Genomic DNA, 17,346 nt, shown 5'->3' on the forward strand with positions numbered 1-17,346 from the left:
ATGTCGGGACCCCTCGCTAGCCTGGGATGCACAGAGTGGTGTGGGGGAGACTGGCCGTGAGTTCCGAGTACGAGCGCGTGAGCGAGGCGATCGCTGACGTCATGTTCGGCTCCGCTCAGGCCGGGCGACCGGTCTATGCGCTTGCGGACACCGAGACGATTCGGCGCGTGCTCCAGGCTGCTGAAACCGAGGATCGGACGCTCGCAGGGCTGTCGGCGGTCGTCAGATCGTCGCTACAAGTAGACGAGGCTGGCGTAGCCCCGTTTCGCTGGCAGGCCGAGGCAGCGCAACGCCATCGGCGCTCGCCGCTTGAAACTCCGCCCGCGCTCCCCATTCTCGTGGCGCTGTCGATCGCCGCAGAACAGATGCAGGCGGACGGCGACCTGGCGGCCCACAACTACTACTCGCGACTGCATCGGCTCTTGCATGTCCCGACGACCGAGTACTTGCGAGTCGAGAACGACTATCGCCGGGTCGCCGATCTGCTGTGGGGATCGCTGAACTCCTGGCTCGAAGCTTGGGACGGTGAGCGCGGAATCCCGACGGCCTACGCCGTCGGCGGCCACGCCTTCATCGGGCTGCCGATGTCGCAGGCAGTCGTCCGGCAACACGATCGTGCCGGCCTCCACGAACTCTTCGCTATTGAGGGCATGACCCCGGGTCTGCGCATCTCGCCGAACGACATGAGTCTCGCAATGGACCCCTATGCGACGGTCACTCCGAGCCTCCCCCTCAGTTCGCATCTTGCTCGTCTCTGGCGGGATTCGGCGGCCCGAGAGCGCATCGTCAATGCCGCTTGTCTCGAACTCGAAGCATGGGATGGGTCGGGGATCGAATCGGTCGCCTCTGCGCGACCCGTCGTCACGACGCGCCTGCTGGCGTTCTTGCGTACATTCCCTCGCAAGTCGATTGAGTTCAACCTGATGCTCCCGTACCGCTCGGAAGGGCCGGACATCGCCCGGTTCCAAGTCGCCGACGAGGAGTCCATTGTCCCGACCGTCGCCGGGCCCGGTGGCTCCACGCGGCTCTCCGGTGCTGAGGGAGTCAGCGCTGCGTCGCTCGTCGGGGAGCAGCTAACTGGGGAGTTCGGGGATGACGAGAGTCGCCCCTTCGGTCGTCGCCCGAAGCGAGTCGCTCCGCTCCGATGGGACGACCTTCAGGGGGCATTCGTCGAGATCGAGCGTATTTCGCTCGGCGAGGACAGCATCGTCCTGGCACGGTCGGACGCGCGCCAGCGGGTCGAGACTCACCTTGCGGCTCACGCCCGACCGGGATGGCATGAACTTGTCGACCTCCCAGGTGCGCCGGAGGGGTGGGTGGTTTACGAGCACGTCCAGATCGTGTCCGCGCCGACCGGGCAACTGCACTTCGATCTCTTGCCACTCGCGCCCCGCGCGCGGACGAGTCTGACGCTGCGCGGGGGATTCGTACTTCCCGGGTTGCTTCGCAAGTGGTCGGTGATGGAGCCACCTGAGGTCGTCGCCCTCGCCGCTGGAGCCTCCTCGGTCGGCGTTCGCGTTTACGGCGGCACCCGTGTCGACCCGGCCGAACTCATCGCTGAGTCCCTACAGCCCGGCGAGCTCGCGGTGCTTCCGCTCATGGATCAGGGCCTAACTGACGGTGAGTACGTCGTCGCGATGTTCGTAGACGACGCGAATAAGCCGTCGTCAACGGCGCTCCTCCGACTGCGATCGGCAAGCACTCCGCAGTTCCGCGTCGAGGACGTCGATATCCGTTTGGTCTACTCGCCTGATTCTTCGCCGCGCTGGCCGTTGACCGCTGGCCCCGCCGAGTGGCCGAGTCATGTCAACGGAGCGAGGACAGTTGGTCTCGAACCGCGCCGCGACGGCGGCACAGTGCCGATGCCGGAGTTCGTTCCCCGAGAGCGAAGCGCGTCTACCGCATCGGTTGCGAAGACTCGGGTGGGCGTGCCGATGGCGAGCGACTCGTGTCTCATTACCGGGATGCACCGATTCCTGCTCCCGCCCGTGCTCCCCGGCCAGGCACCTACGCGGAGCATCGAGGGCGAGTGCACGACCTGCGGGCTCGTGCGTCGCTTCGCTGGAACCCCCTGGGCCGCGAAGAGGAAGGATGGCGCGGCCAAGACGATCGTTGTCCCGGAAATCCCGCCGGTGATCGAGTCGGACGAGCCAGACTTCGAGGTCGCGTTCGACGCACTGAACCACGTCGGGACCGGCTCGTTCGGAGCGTTCGAGCGAATCGCCGCCCAGGTCGAGGGCTCGGGCCTGTTCGCGGACTCGTTCCTCCGACGGCTTGAAGTCGTAGGTCATGTGGACGTAGCCAGAGACGACTATCTCCAGGTGACCGAATGGGCGGTGAACACGTCCACGCTCGTTCCGACGGGTGACGGGTTGTGGGTGCTCATCGGGTCGCGCTCCAGCGCGCTGCTGGAGCAGCTCGAGGAGTTGCTCCGCACCGGCGCTGTCGTGCGCACGAGCGTTGATGCCGAACTCGCCCGCGTAGAGGTCGCTGGCACGCTGCCGGTCGGTCCATTGGCCGACGCCGGGATCGCTGTTCTGGAGACCTCACCGGTCAAGGACATCGTTGAGGCGTTGCCGCCACTCAGTGAGGTGGCGACATCGCTCAAGCGGGTAATCGTGCCGAGGCACCGGTCTGCAGAGTTCTGGGACACGACCTCGGCCTCGTGGCACCCTGCGACGTCGCTGGTCAGGGTTGGCTCATATCGGCTCAAGGACTTCGGCTCGACCTACGCGATCCGCACCGCCGATGACATTGCAAGCGGCACGATCGGGCTCGGAAACGCGCAGATCGTGAAGCACATCGCGAACCTCTGGGCTCGTGACCCCCTCGTTGGCTACAACTCGCGCAGCGGCTCAGTTGTCACGCCTCTTGGCGCGGATTTGCCGGCCTTGTATGGGCGCGCCCTCGCGCTTTGCTCAGGACGAGCACCGCGAGAGATCGTGAATCACCGGATGCTCCAATACCCGTCAGTGCCGCGCGCCGTCGCGGACGTCATCTACGATCGAGTGAGCCGGTGAGCAGCATGTCGTTCCCCACCCCCGTGAAGATCGCCGATGACCTCCGCGACGCGTTTCTCCGATACATCGACACCGCCTACGCGCTGCTGGACCAGGCCCTCATCGAAGAGCGGCGGCGCCTGCTGCTCGAAGGGCAGGGCAACCTGTTCGCCCCGCTCATGCTCGAACCCGTCCTACCCTACGACGGGGTCGCGTCAGTCGCCGAGGCGGCGAGTCAGGCCGATGTCGACGCACGTGATCTCGGCGACGTCATCAGGGCTGTCTTTGGCGTTACGCCGGATGCGCTCGCTGGCGTCAAGCTCCGTAAGCACCAAGCGGTAGCGCTTGCAACGCACTTCGCGCCAGGGACCGCGCACAACCCAGTTGTGACATCAGGCACGGGGTCTGGCAAGACGGAGTCCTTCTTGATACCGCTCTTGAGCCGGATCGTGGCTGAAAAGCGGTCAGCAGCGGCACTGTCTCCGGTCCACGAGTGGTGGGATCTGAAGCGGCAGAGCGACAACTGGCAGCCGGCGCGAACAGTTGGAGCGACCCCGGCAGCAGTTCGATCGGTCATCCTCTACCCGACCAATGCGCTGGTCGAGGATCAGGTTGCGCGGCTCCGCCGGGCCGTCCGCGGCCTGCGGGATCAGGAGTCGCCTATCGACCTCTGGTTCGGGCGTTACACCGGGGCGACGCCGGGCTCAGGTGGAGTTCCGACCGGGAAGGTCTCAGCACCCGCTACTGCTGACGCGGCCCGTGACATGCGGGAGCTATCGCGTCTCAACGCGCGGCTCGCCGAACTCAACGACCCGGAGTTGATGGCTCAGTTCCAGGACCCCTACGCTGGCGAACTCATCACCCGGTGGGACATGATCGCCACCCCACCCGATGTGCTCGTCACTAACTACTCGATGCTCAACGTGATGCTGATGCGCGACGTCGAGGAGCCCATCTTCGAGTCCACTCGGCGGTGGCTTCAGCGATCGTCGGATCACGTCTTCACTCTCGTAGTCGACGAATTGCACCTGTACCGTGGAAGCACCGGGGCCGAAGTCGGGATGGTCGTCCGAAACCTGGCATCGCGGCTCGGGCTTGAGCCTTCTTCCGACCAGTTCAGGATCATCGCGACCAGCGCCTCCCTCCCAGGGGATGACTCGGGTCTGGAGTACCTGGAACGATTCTTCGGCGTCGACAGAGCGTCCTTCCTGATCGAGCCTGGGCAGCCGCGGCCGCTGGTGCCAGAGAACAAGCCGACTGCTGGCGATGTGCTGAGTATTGCCCCGAACGAGCTGCCGGAAGCTGCTGCGAGAGATCGCTGGGCGGAGACGATCGCTGCTGCGTGCGCTGACCCTGGCGACGGGCGCCCCAAGGCCACGCGAATTGACACTGTTGCGACTCGCCTATTCGCGGACGATCCGCTCGCATCATCGGCGCTTGCGACGATGCTCGTTGGACTCGCAGACGCGGCGAAGCCCGCGGTCCAGTTCCGCGGCCACGTCATGATGCGAGGGATGCGTGGGCTCTGGGCCTGCGCTGACCCCGCCTGCCCCGGTGGCACCGATTCAGAGCCTCGGCGAGTAGGTCGGATGTATGACACGCCGCGGTCGACCTGCGCCGACTGCGGCGCACGAGTGCTTGAACTTCTCTACTGCTTTGAGTGTGGCGATGTCAGCCTCGGGGGCTACGTCGTGGACCGACCCGACCGCGGGGCTGTCATGCTCTCGACGACTCCGGTCACGCCTGGTGAGAACTCGGGTGACTTCGTGTACCGAAGGAACGACGATGAATACCGATGGCTCTGGCTCGGTTCGCCGGTTCCCGATTCCCCCAGCCGTCACAAACTCCCCGCCGACATGGATGAGAACCAGGCCACCATCGAGACCAACTTCGGGGCCGCGACCTGGAATCCCAAGCTCGGGTCGCTCATTCTCGGCAACTCGCCCGACGGCATCCCAGCAGTCGTCCTCAGCCACAACGCGGGCGATGACAGCGGATTGGCACTCCCCGCGCTGCCGGAAGCCTGCCCGCGATGCGGTGGGAGTCAGGACAACCGAGATGCTGCGGTCTACTTCGCCGGCAATGTCCGATCGCCGATTCGTGCACATACGTCTGGCCGCGCGCAGCTCAACCAAATGGCGGTCTCTCAGTTGTTCCGCAGCCTCGGGTCGGAGGCGGCCGAGTCGAGGACGATCGTCTTCACCGACAGCCGGGACGACTCCGCGCGCATTGCCGCCGGGATCGCGCTCAACAACTTCCGCGACCAGGTGCGACAGGTCGTCCGGCAACTGCTCCACGGGCGCGAGAACCCTGTTCCGATTCTGCGCGCACTCCTGCGTAACGAGCTGGATGGTGATGGCCTCGAACGCGCTGAGATGCTGCGTTCCAGCCGTCGGGAGCTGTTCGACAAGCTCCGACTGGAGAGTCTCGGTGCCGCTGACGCATCGGACTTGGCGACGATCGCTGCCGCAGAAAGGGAGACCGAATCTCTGCCGTGGTCTAGGCTCATCCACGATGCCGAGCGGGTGATGCTTGAGGTCGGCGTGAACCCGGCTGGCCCGGGACCGTCGGTGGCAGAAAGCGAGGGTGACGCCCCTTGGTATCGCGCCTACGCGCCGCCGATCCGCAACGCCTGGGAGCCGCTGACCGACGCGATAGCGCGGCCCATTCGCCAGGACCGCTATCGGCTCACTGCGACCGCCGTCGCAGAGGCCGTCTTCGACCGTGCCTCGCGCGACCTCGAATCGACCCGCCTTGGAGTCGTGAGGGCACGGCCGCTTGCACCCGACGGCTGGGGTTTCTCGACGGAGATCGCGGGGGACGTGGTCGCGAGCGTCATCCGGCTACTCGGGATCGCGAAACGATTCGAGGGCGGGTACGCGGCTCGATCGAACTCAGCACCGAAGGTCGTCGGCACCTACCTCAAGAGGGTCGCAGCGAAGCAGCAGGTCGACTGGCAGACGCTGCTGTCGAATGTCGGCGAGTTCCTCCGCGAGGGCGGGATCGTTGACGAGACATGGGCGCTCAGAACTCAGACTGGGCAGGATGCCCTTGAACTCAGGACCCCAGGCGACAAGGTCTGGGTCTGTGACAACTGCAGCACGACTCATCTGCACCCATCGGCTGGTGTCTGCACCAATGAGGAATGCCCGAACGGCGTGCTGCGCGAGGAGGAGTGGTCTGAGGAGCTCGACTACTACGGATGGCTCGCCTCGCAGCCGCTTCGACGTATGCGCGTCGCTGAGCTGACGGGCCAGACGCGGCTCGCTGACCAGCGGACGCGACAACGTCTGTTCAAGGGCGCTGTGCTGCCGGCGCCCGCCGAGAGTGGACTCGCTGACCCGCTTGACCTGCTTTCGGTAACGACCACGATGGAGGTCGGTGTCGACATCGGCTCCCTCCGAGCTGTTGCGATGGCGAACATGCCGCCCCAGCGGTTCAACTATCAGCAGCGCGTCGGTCGGGCTGGACGCTCCGGTCAGCCGTTCTCTTTCGCGGTCACCGTGTCGCGCGACCGCGCGCACGATGACTATTACTTCCAGGCGCCGGAGAAGATGACCGCGGCCGATCCGCCACCACCGTTCATCGACTTGTCGCGACCGCGGATCGTTCGCCGTGTGATCGCTGCGGAGCTTCTGCGACGGGCATTCCTCGCCAGTCAGAATCCACCTCGGAGAACCGGCGACAGCATCCACGGCACGTTCGGCTCGGCGAGTGATTGGGCGTCGCGGCGCGCGGACGTCGAGGCATGGCTCCAGGTATCGAAGGATGTTCCAGAAGTCTGTGAGCGGTTCAGCGCGTACACCGCCCTCGATGTCGACGACCTCAAGAACTGGGCGCGGACTGGTCTGGTGACCGACATCGACGAAGCCGTCGGTAACCCGTACTTCCAGCACACCGAACTCAGCGAGTTGCTTGCGAACGCCGGCGTGCTCCCAATGTTCGGTTTCCCGACCCGGGTCCGTCCGCTCTACTCGAAGCCGCTTCGCGGTGCTGGCGATGCCGAGCGGCACACCGTCGCAGACCGTGACCTTCGCATGTCCATCACGGCGTTCGCTCCGGGAGCGGTCGTCGTCAAGGATGGTGCCGAGCACCTAGCTGTGGGCTTTGCTGCCTACAACATCATCGGGACGAGCGCGCGAGCGAAAGACCCTCTCGGGACACCTCTTCCGGTTCATCGCTGTGGGCAGTGTGGCAGCCTCGATACCCGCCCAACGGACGAGTCGCTCAAGTGCTCGGTCTGCGGCGAAGAGATGCGTGCGTTCTCGCTCTACCAGCCAGAGGGCTACCGAACGATCTACAGCCAGCCGGACTACGACGACTCGCACATCACACCGATGTACGCGGGATATTCCGAACTCTCCACGAACACCGAACTTGGACAAGAGACGAGGCTCCACGGGGTCTCGCTCCGACTGCTTGAGCAGGCCGAAGTCGTCGCAGTGAACGACAACAACCGCAAGCTCTTCGATCTGAGTCGTCAGTCTGACGGCTCTGTTGTCGCGCAGAATCGTGACCTGTATCGGCGCCCGCTGCCTGAGTTCATGCGAACTGGCGGGCAAGCCCTCGACCCGGCCGCTATCGGCGAGGTTCGACGTACCGATGTGCTCCTGCTCGGACTTGACGCTCTGGCCCTCCCCGAGGGTGCGGTCGCAACGCTGCCTTGGGCGTGCCCGGCGGGCAAGGGTGCCCTGCTCTCCTTCGCCGAGTTGCTTCGCAACGCTGCCAAGGAGTACCTGGACATCGAGCAGTCTGAGCTTGAGGTCGGACTACAGCCGACGCGCAGCGGTGCCACCGTTTCGGCACGGGTATTCCTCGCCGACGCGCTCGACAACGGCGCGGGCTACGCGCTGGAGCTCGGAGCGTCGCCGACCTTCGAGAGGCTCCTGATGTCGATTCGGGATGCGACTGGAAAGCGACTGCGCGAAGACCCGCATGGGACGGCCTGCACATCGTCGTGCCCTGGATGCCTCCGCAACTACGAAAACCGCTTCAACCACTGGGCGCTGGACTGGCGACTCGGGCTTGACGTCGTGGATCTTGTGCTCGGGCGCAGTCTCGACTTATCCCGCTGGTCGGATCGCACCGCGACGTTGATGCAGAGCTTCGCTGATGGCTACGGTCCACACCTGCGAATCGAGCAGCACACGGTGAACGGCCTGCCAGCACTCGTCTCGCCGGAGGGTCGTGGGGCGGCTGTCGTCATCGGCCACCCGCTTTGGCGGCACGAGGACGCACACTGGAATCCAGAGGTGCGCCGGGCTGTAACCGAGCTTCGCGGGAGAGGCCTGTCGAGCGTCGCGGTCTCTGACACTTATGTCCTCGATCGGACCCCTATCAAGCTGTTCAACGCGCTACTTGAGGGGGTATAAAGGGTGGCGCCGTGGCAAACAAAGTGGCAACAACCGCTGATGACGAGGCCCGTGTCGGCGCACTTCACGCAAGCCCCCCGGAACACAGTCCGAACGCAGCCGACGCGACGACGTGGCTTCTCGCTGGCCCTCTCGCGGCGCACATTCCATGTGCTATCGGGCCCTGCGGAGACAACGTGCACCTGGACGCATTCTGTCAGGGCCGACATGAGCCGCAACGCCGTGACGACAGGCGAGAACGCAGGCTTCACGGCCCTGCGCGAGAGGGGCTGATCGAGTTCGACTCCCACAGCGTTCGCGGCGAACATCACCGGGTCTTCGCACACACGGTGCCCCGGTGAACCCCGAACCGTCGCGCCAGCGCGTTAACGCTGATCCCTTGCGCGCGGGCTGTTTGCATAGCGTCCACTTCCTCGTCCGTGAGACGTGTTCGAGGTCGTCTCCTTGGCTCCGCGGCCGCACCGATGAGCGGATCATCGGGTTCGCTGTCATGATCGCCCGAGCCGCCAGACCCCTGATTCCACGCGGAAACCAGCCGCTCGACCCGTGGTGGCCTGTTCCCGTAGCGTTCCATTGCGTCCACCCTGTAACTCACGTCGTCCACCGTGACGACGATGGCCAGCGAGTTGTTCACAACCGCCTTGTCGGAGACGACCCGGCCTCGTTGCTGGTCCGATCGTGGCCGCGTCTTCATCTTTGTCGGTCCGGCGGCGTAGTGTCCGTCGCCTGGCAGACCCGATCGGTAGGGATTGCCACGGGGCTGGAACTCGTCGGCACGATGCGCGGTTCCACGGCAATGGGGGGCGACGATTCCAGACCGACCCAGCTCAACGGACGACGTGCTTGATCGCACTCTGCGCAGGCCGCTGTGTAGCGATCCTGATCTCTACGCTCACACGCCGCCGCTGAGTGCCCCAGGGCGTTGGCATCTTTGGCGATCGCATTCGCTCGAGGTCGGGCGTCTCGCCGGAGACTTCGGCCGCCCATTTGGCGCAGATGCCCTCTGCCGCCTCATGGGCATCACCCACGACGCAGGCAAACTGACGGACGACGTGCAGCAGGCTCTGCGTCGTCGAGCTGGTGACCACCGTGGCAGGCTCGGTACGCCGCATAAGGTTGAAGGTGCTGCACTGGCTGGGCTCTTGATGGAGGCAGGCAAGGTGGCGGCGGCCAAGGCAATGGCCTTGGCCAACTGGGGCCACCACGGCGGCATCCCTGATTGGGGCGGCAGCGATGCCGCTGAGGCGCTCGGATTCATGCAGGACAATCCCACCTACCTCGACGACTTGGTCGCTCTGGTCGACGACGAAACCTCAACGAATCTGCGGGAGCTCGCATCGTCCGTGGAGTTCCCAGGGTGGATAACGAGCCCTGCTCAACTCGAGATGTTCACCCGCATGTGCCATTCGGCGCTGGTCGATGCGGACTTCCTCGATACAGAAGCACACTTCCGCATGCTGTCAACACCGAGGCAGACCAGCGGGTTTGGGATCGAAAGGTTGCGCGCGACCTTCGAGGCGACGTACGAGCAGCGCTATTCCCCGCCTCCGGGCGGGGCGCCGACCGACCTCGGGCGACTGCGATGGCACTACTTCAACGAGGCACGCAGGGTCGGAGGCAGCACGCCCGCGGTCGGCGGAGCGATCTTTCGTCTTCCCGCGCCTACGGGGAGCGGCAAGACGATGGCGGCCGCCGCCTTCGCACTTGCCCATGCAGCGCGATTCGGCAAGCGCCGTGTCGTGGTCGCGGTGCCGTACACCTCGATCACGACGCAGAACGCGCAGGAGTATCGACATATGTTCCACGAACTCGGCGACGAGGTTGTTCTGGAGCACCACTCCAACATCGTCGACGACGAGGTAGCGGACGACGAGTGGCGCCGATTTGCTGCCGCGAACTGGGACGCCGAGTTCATCGTGACCACGACGGTTCAGCTGCTGGAGTCGTTGTTCTCGAACCGTCCATCGGCCACCCGCAAGCTGCATCGATTGGTGAACTCGGTCGTCGTGATCGACGAGGTGCAGTCGCTCCCGATCGACCTGCTACCGGCCATCTTGCGGATGCTGAAGGAGTTGAGCGCCCACTATGGGGTGACGTTCCTCCTCGCCTCGGCCACGCAACCGGCGTTCTGGAGCCTCGACGAGTGGCGTAACGTCCCGATGGTCGATCTGATGCCTGTCAGCGATGTACCGGTCGTCGCTCGACGTGTCGACTACGACGTGCGCTCCACCCAGCAGTCTTGGGATGAGATCGCCGCCGAGGTCGGTAGCCAAGAGCAGGCTCTCGTCATCGTGAACACCACAGGTGACGCCCAGCGGCTGCATGACACGCTGACGGCTGCTGGAACGTCCGGCCGACCGGTGCGGCATCTGTCTACCCGTATGTACAACGCCCACCGAGCGGCAGTCTTGGACGAGGTCAAGTCGCTCCTGGCCGAGGGCCAGCCCGTGCTGCTGGTCTCGACGCAGCTGATCGAGGCTGGGGTCGATATCGACTTTCCGGTCGTCTATCGCGCGTTGGCGCCTGCCGATTCGATCGTCCAAAGCGCGGGCCGCTGCAATCGCGAGGGACGACTTGCTCAGCTCGGTCGCGTGGTCGTCTTCCATCCCACGGATGGCCATACGCCGGGGGGTCGCTATGCCAGCGCGACCGAGGTCACACGCTCGATGTTCGTTGACTGGGCTGAGCGGGCCGGGGTCCGCGGCGAGAGACCAGCCAAGCTCGGCGACCCGCATTGGATGGAGGAGTACTACCTACGGCTCTACCGCGATCGTTACGGGGCGGCGGCCCGTACAACGGGTGTTGAGATCAATGGGTACCGAGACGACCTCGCTTTCGTGCGGACATGCGAGCGCTTCCAGCTCATCGACGACGTGTCAGTCTCCGTCGTCGTCAACGACGGCGCGGACTCGTCAGGCCGCCTGGACTCCCTGCTCGACGAGCTGCGAAGCCCGGCTCATCTGCTGAGTCGTTCGGACCGGCGGCTGCTGAGCAGCGTCGCTGCCAGCGCACCTGCATGGAGCGTCCATGGCCAGTCAGCTCTGGTCGAGAAGCTGGCCGCCGGCCCGATCCTGTGGACCGGCGGCTACCACCCGCACGTTGGTCTCCTTCTGACGGAGGAGGGCGGTGTGACGGTGTGGTGAGCGTGCCTAACCCACTAGGTGTTGAGACTCCCGCCCGGTACGGGCGCACACGGAACTATGCCGTTCAAGTCGCCGCGCGCCTTCGGGCACCGGCAGCGACCAGAAGCCCGCATCTCGCTCGCCGAAGATCGAACATAGTTGCCTGTACCCAGTAGGTGAACAGGTACGGTACGCTGCTGCGAGAGTGGAGGAGGACTGATGAGCGGGTCGCATCACAGCTGGGCCGAGGTGGCCACCGGAGGACCGTTCCGGTACTCCAGTCTCAAGGTGGAAGCCAGCGGGGATCTCGCCTGCTTCACGCGCCCGGAGCTGGCCAGCGAGCGGGTGAGCTATCCGATCATGACCCCGACGGCCGCCGTCGGCCTGCTTTCTGCCGTCTTCTGGAAGCCACAGTTCCGTTGGGTGGTTGAGCGCATCGACGTGCTCAAGCCGGTCAAGTGGACCACATTCCGGCGCAACGAGAGCGGCTCGGCGATCACTCGTGACCACGTTATGCGGGGGTACTTGGACGTCGACGACATGGTCCAGCAGCGGATGACGACGATGTTGCGCGACGTCAGCTATCGGATCCACGCCAACGTTAGCGTCCACCCCGAGGCTGATGAACAGGACCCCGCGAAGTGGCGGGATCAGTTCTTGCGACGAGTGAAGCGCGGCCAGTCCTTCCGCCAGCCCTTCCTGGGGATGCGCGAGCTCCATGCCGACGTCGTCGAGGCGGGAGACTCTGCGCCAGTCCAGTGGGACGAGGATCTCGGCATCATGCTGCACTCAATTTCCTACGACGAAGGCACCGGCGCAGAGGCCTACGACTGGTTCGAGGCCAAGGTCAGCAACGGCGTGATGGAGATTCCGCGCAGCGGACTGATGGCCGAACGCAGCGAAGGGACGGCGTAGCCCATGCTTCTTCGCGCGCTGAACCAGTATCGCGGCGACGACGATGTCGTCCCAGTCGGCTACGCTCGCAAGGCCGTCGGCTTCGTCCTCCAGATCGAGCCGGACGCGAGAGGCTGTTCGTTGCACTCGCAGTACGAGGTGGACGCAACGGACGACGGCAAGCAGAGGCGTGTCGCGCCGACCCGACTGGTTCCCAATATCGTCCGCACGTCCGGCCCTGTCCCGATGCTTGGGTGTGACAACGCCGGTTACGTCCTTGGTCGACCAAAGCCGGTGGACGACCCAGCCAAACTCGCCAAGGAGGCTGCCGTCGCGCAGCTCAAGGCACAGCTGTTCGACCAGCTCATCCAGGAGTACGCGAGTCATACTGGCGATGATGACGCTTGGACCTTCCTGCGTTGGCGCGAGAACGGATCGCCGGGCGTCCTCGATAGCGTCGGCCGGCTAGACGACTTCAGCGTCAAGCGCCTCGACCTTGATCTGATCCAGATTCAGGTCGGCGCATCCGGTCCAATTCATTTCAAACCGGCAGCGCAGCAGTTCTGGAGTGCCCGGGCAACCTCGTCGAAATCGGGGAGTACGACGAGCATTTGCCTGAGCTGCGGCCAGCTCCGGCCCGTAGTCGACACGCTTCCACAGTCGTTGACCGGAGCGCTGATACCGGCAACGTCGACCTCGAACGTCGCGCTGTTGAGTGTCAACTTCGCAGCTGCGTCACGCGGCGCGTCTGGCACCGGCCTCAGGTCTGCGCCGATCTGTGCCGAGTGCGCCTCCGGAGCCGTATCAGCTTTCAACACTCTCGCCGCCTCGGAGACCAATCGTTGGGGTGGCAGAAGCGACGACCGCGCGACGATCTGGTGGACTACTGGCACGACCGATGACATCAACGTCCTTGAGAATCCCGATCCCGAGCGCGTTCGGCGCTTTTATGAGGCGGCGGAGAGTGGACGTCGGCCGCTTGGTGTCTTGAAGAAGCGGGATGCCGAGAGGTTCTACGCACTCACATTCTCCGGCAATGTCGCTCGCCTGGTCATCCGGGACTGGATCGACCTGCCGCTCGACAATGTCAGCGCGAACGTGGTCGCGTGGTTTGAAGCAAGCGCGACGCCCGATCCGGCGCACGAGTACTTCGGGATCTCCGAGATGGCTCGGAGCTGCGGGGACTTCGTTCCCTCCGATGGCCTCTACTCCGCCATGCCAGAAGGCTCGCGGGAGGCTCTCCTGCGGTCCGCGTTGGCTGGCGCGGACTTGCCGCACAACATGCTCACACGTGCTGTGAACCGGGCTCGTGCCGAGATCCACTACACGTCACTGGCGGACGCTCGCCAAGCCGGCGTTGTGCGTCGCCGCGCAAGCGCCCGCTTCGCCGTTATCCGTCTCATGCTGAACCGGTGGAAACCCAAGGAGATCGCCTTGCCCAAGTATCTCGATGAGGACCTCGATGACCCCGCATATCTGTCTGGCCGACTGTTTGCGGAGCGGGAGTCACTCCAACACCAAGCGCTCGGAGATGTGAACTCCTCCATAGCGGACCGCTTCTTCGAACGTGCCTCCGCCAGTCCTATGAGCGTCGAACACTCGCTGGCGGCGCTGGAGAAGCAGCACCTGAAGGCATTGGCGCGCAGCGGCAAGCGCGAGGCCGCCGTCGCCATCGACAAGCGGCTCGGCGCACTCCACGAGCGAATCAGAGTTCAGGAGATTCCGAAGCGGATGCCAGTGGAGCAGCAGGCTCTCTGGATTTCTGGCTACTACCAGCAGCGGCAGGAGAACTTCCGAATGGCCGCGCAACGAAAGCAGAGCCCAACGAATACTGAGGATGACTAACATGGCTTCTTACACGGATCCCACCGTCAAGCACGACGCGCTGCTGCTGTTCGAGGCGGTCGACTCCAACCCCAACGGCGACCCCGACAACGCGGGCAAGCCGCGGACCGATCTCGAGACCGGGCATGGCCTTGTGTCTGACGCCAGCCTGAAGCGGAAGGTCCGCGACGTGGTGCAGTTCCAGGTCGACGAGGGGATGCTCTCACCTGCAGATCGCTACCAGATATTCATCCGGCGTGGCGTGTCGCTCAACGCGCAGCTAGAAGACGCGTACGGCGCCCTCGGGCAAGCGACCGGCAAGGGCGCCAAGGCGGACTTTGTCGCGAAGAGCGCCGAATACATGGTCGCGCGCTACTTCGACGTACGGATGTTCGGTGCAGTGATGAGCACAGGCAATGCCTCTGCCGGTAAAGTTACCGGACCGGTGACAGTCGGGATTGCCCGATCGCAGGATCCAGTGTTGCCGATCGACATGGGCATCACGCGTACCGCGTCGACACAAGAGGAGAAGAAGGACAACGCGTCCCAGATGGGAAACAAGTCTGTCGTCCCCTTCGGACTCTACGTCTGTCGGGTCCACTACCAGCCTACGCGGAACAATCAGGTCTCCGAGGAGGATCTTCAGGTCCTCTGGACGAGCATGGCGAACATGTTCGAGCTGACTCGAAGTGCCGCGCGTCCCGACATCTCGGTTCGCAACTTGTTTGTCTTCAGTCACTCGACCTCGCTGGGCAATGCGCCAGCGAGGAAGCTATTCGACAGCGTCACGATCGCCAAGGTGTCCGACCTCGACCTGCCCAGGACGTCGACTGACTACACAGTGACGCCGCCGGCGGCGAAGTCGCTACCGGACGGGGTGACCTTGACAACGGTTGTATAGCTGTGGCGCTCGTCGACCAAGAGGACGCGTGGTTGCGATTGTCCACGCTGCAGCATTTCGCATACTGTCCGCGGCAGGCGGCGTTGCTCATCGACGGCGTGTGGGCGGACAACTACTTGACCGTTCAGGGAACCGCGGGTCATGAGCACGTTGACTCGGGCAAGACTGACTATCGTCGAGGTGCGATCGTCCATCACCGAGTTCCGCTGGTGTGCCACCGCTGGAGGATCCGGGGCGTTGCCGATGCGATTGAGCAGGATGCGAATGGAACCTTGATGCCCGTGGAGCACAAGCGCGGGCGAGGCGCCGGCGACGAGTTCCCGAGTATCGTTCAGGTAGTTGGTCAAGCGCTCTGCCTTGAGGAGATGCTCGGGTCAACCGTCCCGGAGGTGGCGCTGTACATCACCAAGGAACGGCGCCGCGATCGCTACCGGACCGACGACTATCGGACTCGGGTTATCGCTCTAATCGAAGAGGCCCGAGTGCGGCTCCGTGGCCATATTGATCCAATCTTTCAAGCTCGCCTGTGCACGTCGTGCAGTGTGCAGAACGCTTGTCAACCACGCGGAGCGCAGTGGCGATGACTGCGTACTTCCTGCGTACCCTGTTTGTGCACACCGCCGGTACGCGTCTCGTCCTCGACGGGGACTCTGTGCGTGCCCTCCGGGACGGCGCGCCACCTCGGAGACTCCCACTGAATGCGATCGACTGCATCACAGTACTGAGCGGGATAGACGTGTCGACTCCATTGCTCACACGCTGCGCTGCCGACGGCCGGACAATTGCGATCCTCAGCCGGTACGGAAAGCCGCAGGCGGTGGTGGAGGGTCCTGATAGCGGGCGCGGTCGGTTGCGGCGCGAACAGTATCGAGCCCATTTCGACGAGGGACGACGTGACGATCTCGCCAGGTCGATCGTCGACGGAAAGATCATCCAGATGAGGTGGGCGATACGTCAGTGGAAGCGGGACGCTGCGCCGACGGAGGCTGGTCTCCTCGATGCGACGGCGACGGCATTGAACGAGGATCGGGAAGCTTTGGTTGGCTCGTCGCGAGCACAGGTGCTTGGAGTCGAGGGTGCCGCGTCGCGCAGGTATTTCTCGGGCCTAGCCGTGGCCCTCAAGTCACAAGACTTTCCGGGACGTCAGCGTAGGCCAGCTCTCGACCCCATCAACACCGTCCTCTCCTTCTTGTATTCGATGACGCGACTGTCCGTGCATGGCGCGGTGCACGCCGCCGGACTGGATCCGTTCTGCGGCTTCCTTCACGGTGATCGTGACAGTCAGCCGTCACTAGTGCTGGATCTCATGGAAGAGTTCCGTTCTGCCGCAGACCGTGTGGCAGTCTCGCTATTCAACCGGCGACAGCTTCGTGACGAGCACTTCGAGTCAGCGCTTACTGGAGCAGTAACTCTATCGGAGAGTGGTCGCGAGACTGTCATGAGCGCGTGGCATCAACATCGGATGCAGGAAGTCCGCTTGAAGGCGGCGCGGATGCCGATTCCGAATGCGGCGATCCCAATCGTCCAGGCAAACCTGATGGCCAACGCTATTCGCTCTGGCGGGGTATATGTTGGACACGAGTTGGTGATCCGATGAATGTTGTCGTCGCCTACGATGTCTCGACCGCTACAGCTGCAGGCGAACGTCGGCTTAGGCGGGTGGCAAGGATCTGTGAAGGTTACGGGCAGCGCGTTCAGTACTCCGTGTTTGAGGTGGTCTGCTCTCAGACAGACTTGGCGAAACTGGTAGCGAAGCTGGAAGATGAGATCGAGCCAACAGAGGATAGCTTGCGGCTCTATCCAATCCACGGCAGCGACCTCGGCAGCGTGATTCAGCTCGGTCGGCGACGTGATATCCCGAATGAGGATGCCTGGACGCTGTGAGAACCGCCAGTGATGCTGTCGTGAGCGGCTCTCGCTCAGCACACCGGTGCCGATTGGCAACTTCAGTCACACCGGGTGGGCCTGCGTACTATGGGTCTCGCGCGTCCGGCCAGGTCAGATGCGGTGCGCTCCGGCATCAAGTCGGAGTGGGAGTCTCAACCCGAAATCTCACGCCCGGTCGAGTGACCCTGGCACGGTGCGCTCCGGCATCAAGTCGGAGTGGGAGTCTCAACATGCGCGACCACTTGTCCTCGTCCAGCGGGTTCGATCCGTGCGCTCCGGCATCAAGTCGGAGTGGGAGTCTCAACACCTACGCAGGCCTGTTCGCGGTGCTCGGCACGGTGTGCGCT

Annotated in this window: 9 protein-coding genes and 1 CRISPR repeat array (1 of these 10 running past the window's edge); all 9 genes read left to right on the forward strand. The window is 64.2% G+C overall.

What is annotated here, in order from left to right:
• Window positions 1–56: 56 nt before the first annotated feature.
• The 9 genes from EPO13_09020 to cas2 all read left to right on the forward strand — a co-directional run bounded on the left by EPO13_09020 (window position 57) and on the right by cas2 (window position 16,996).
• Window positions 57–3,020 (forward strand): hypothetical protein, encoded by a 2,964-nt coding sequence (locus tag EPO13_09020; protein TAK68901.1) that lies wholly within the window; start codon window positions 57–59, stop codon window positions 3,018–3,020.
• Complete coding sequence (locus EPO13_09025) at window positions 3,017–8,371, forward strand: DEAD/DEAH box helicase (protein TAK68902.1); 5,355 nt, start codon at window positions 3,017–3,019, stop codon at window positions 8,369–8,371. The genes EPO13_09020 and EPO13_09025 overlap by 4 nt, the downstream gene beginning before the upstream one ends.
• A gap of 749 nt (window positions 8,372–9,120) precedes the next feature.
• Window positions 9,121–11,514, forward strand: coding sequence for a CRISPR-associated helicase Cas3' (cas3, locus tag EPO13_09030; protein ID TAK68903.1), 2,394 nt, complete (start codon window positions 9,121–9,123; stop codon window positions 11,512–11,514).
• Between the two features lie 198 nt (window positions 11,515–11,712).
• Window positions 11,713–12,408 carry a type I-C CRISPR-associated protein Cas5 gene (cas5c, locus tag EPO13_09035; protein ID TAK68904.1) on the forward strand — a complete coding sequence of 232 codons (696 nt, stop codon included), beginning with the start codon at window positions 11,713–11,715 and terminating at the stop codon, window positions 12,406–12,408.
• 3 nt (window positions 12,409–12,411) lie between these two features.
• Window positions 12,412–14,232, forward strand: a complete 1,821-nt coding sequence (locus EPO13_09040; protein ID TAK68905.1) for a hypothetical protein — start codon at window positions 12,412–12,414, stop codon at window positions 14,230–14,232.
• Window positions 14,225–15,112: a type I-C CRISPR-associated protein Cas7/Csd2 gene (gene cas7c / locus EPO13_09045; GenBank protein ID TAK68906.1), complete on the forward strand. Its 888-nt coding sequence runs from the start codon at window positions 14,225–14,227 to the stop codon at window positions 15,110–15,112. The genes EPO13_09040 and cas7c overlap by 8 nt, the downstream gene beginning before the upstream one ends.
• Window positions 15,109–15,696: a CRISPR-associated protein Cas4 gene (gene cas4, locus EPO13_09050; GenBank protein ID TAK68907.1), complete on the forward strand. Its 588-nt coding sequence runs from the start codon at window positions 15,109–15,111 to the stop codon at window positions 15,694–15,696. Before cas7c ends, cas4 begins: the two co-directional genes overlap by 4 nt.
• Window positions 15,693–16,709 (forward strand): CRISPR-associated endonuclease Cas1, encoded by a 1,017-nt coding sequence (gene cas1 / locus EPO13_09055; protein ID TAK68908.1) that lies wholly within the window; start codon window positions 15,693–15,695, stop codon window positions 16,707–16,709. The genes cas4 and cas1 overlap by 4 nt, the downstream gene beginning before the upstream one ends.
• Window positions 16,706–16,996, forward strand: a complete 291-nt coding sequence (gene cas2, locus EPO13_09060; GenBank protein ID TAK68909.1) for a CRISPR-associated endonuclease Cas2 — start codon at window positions 16,706–16,708, stop codon at window positions 16,994–16,996. Before cas1 ends, cas2 begins: the two co-directional genes overlap by 4 nt.
• Window positions 16,997–17,119: 123 nt before the next feature.
• Window positions 17,120–17,346: direct repeats of the CRISPR family, unit length 37 nt; unit sequence GTGCGCTCCGGCATCAAGTCGGAGTGGGAGTCTCAAC (it continues 7,078 nt past the right edge of the window).

Source organism: Actinomycetota bacterium (assembly GCA_004297305.1).
In the GTDB taxonomy this organism is placed as follows: Bacteria; Actinomycetota; Actinomycetes; order S36-B12; family FW305-bin1; genus FW305-bin1.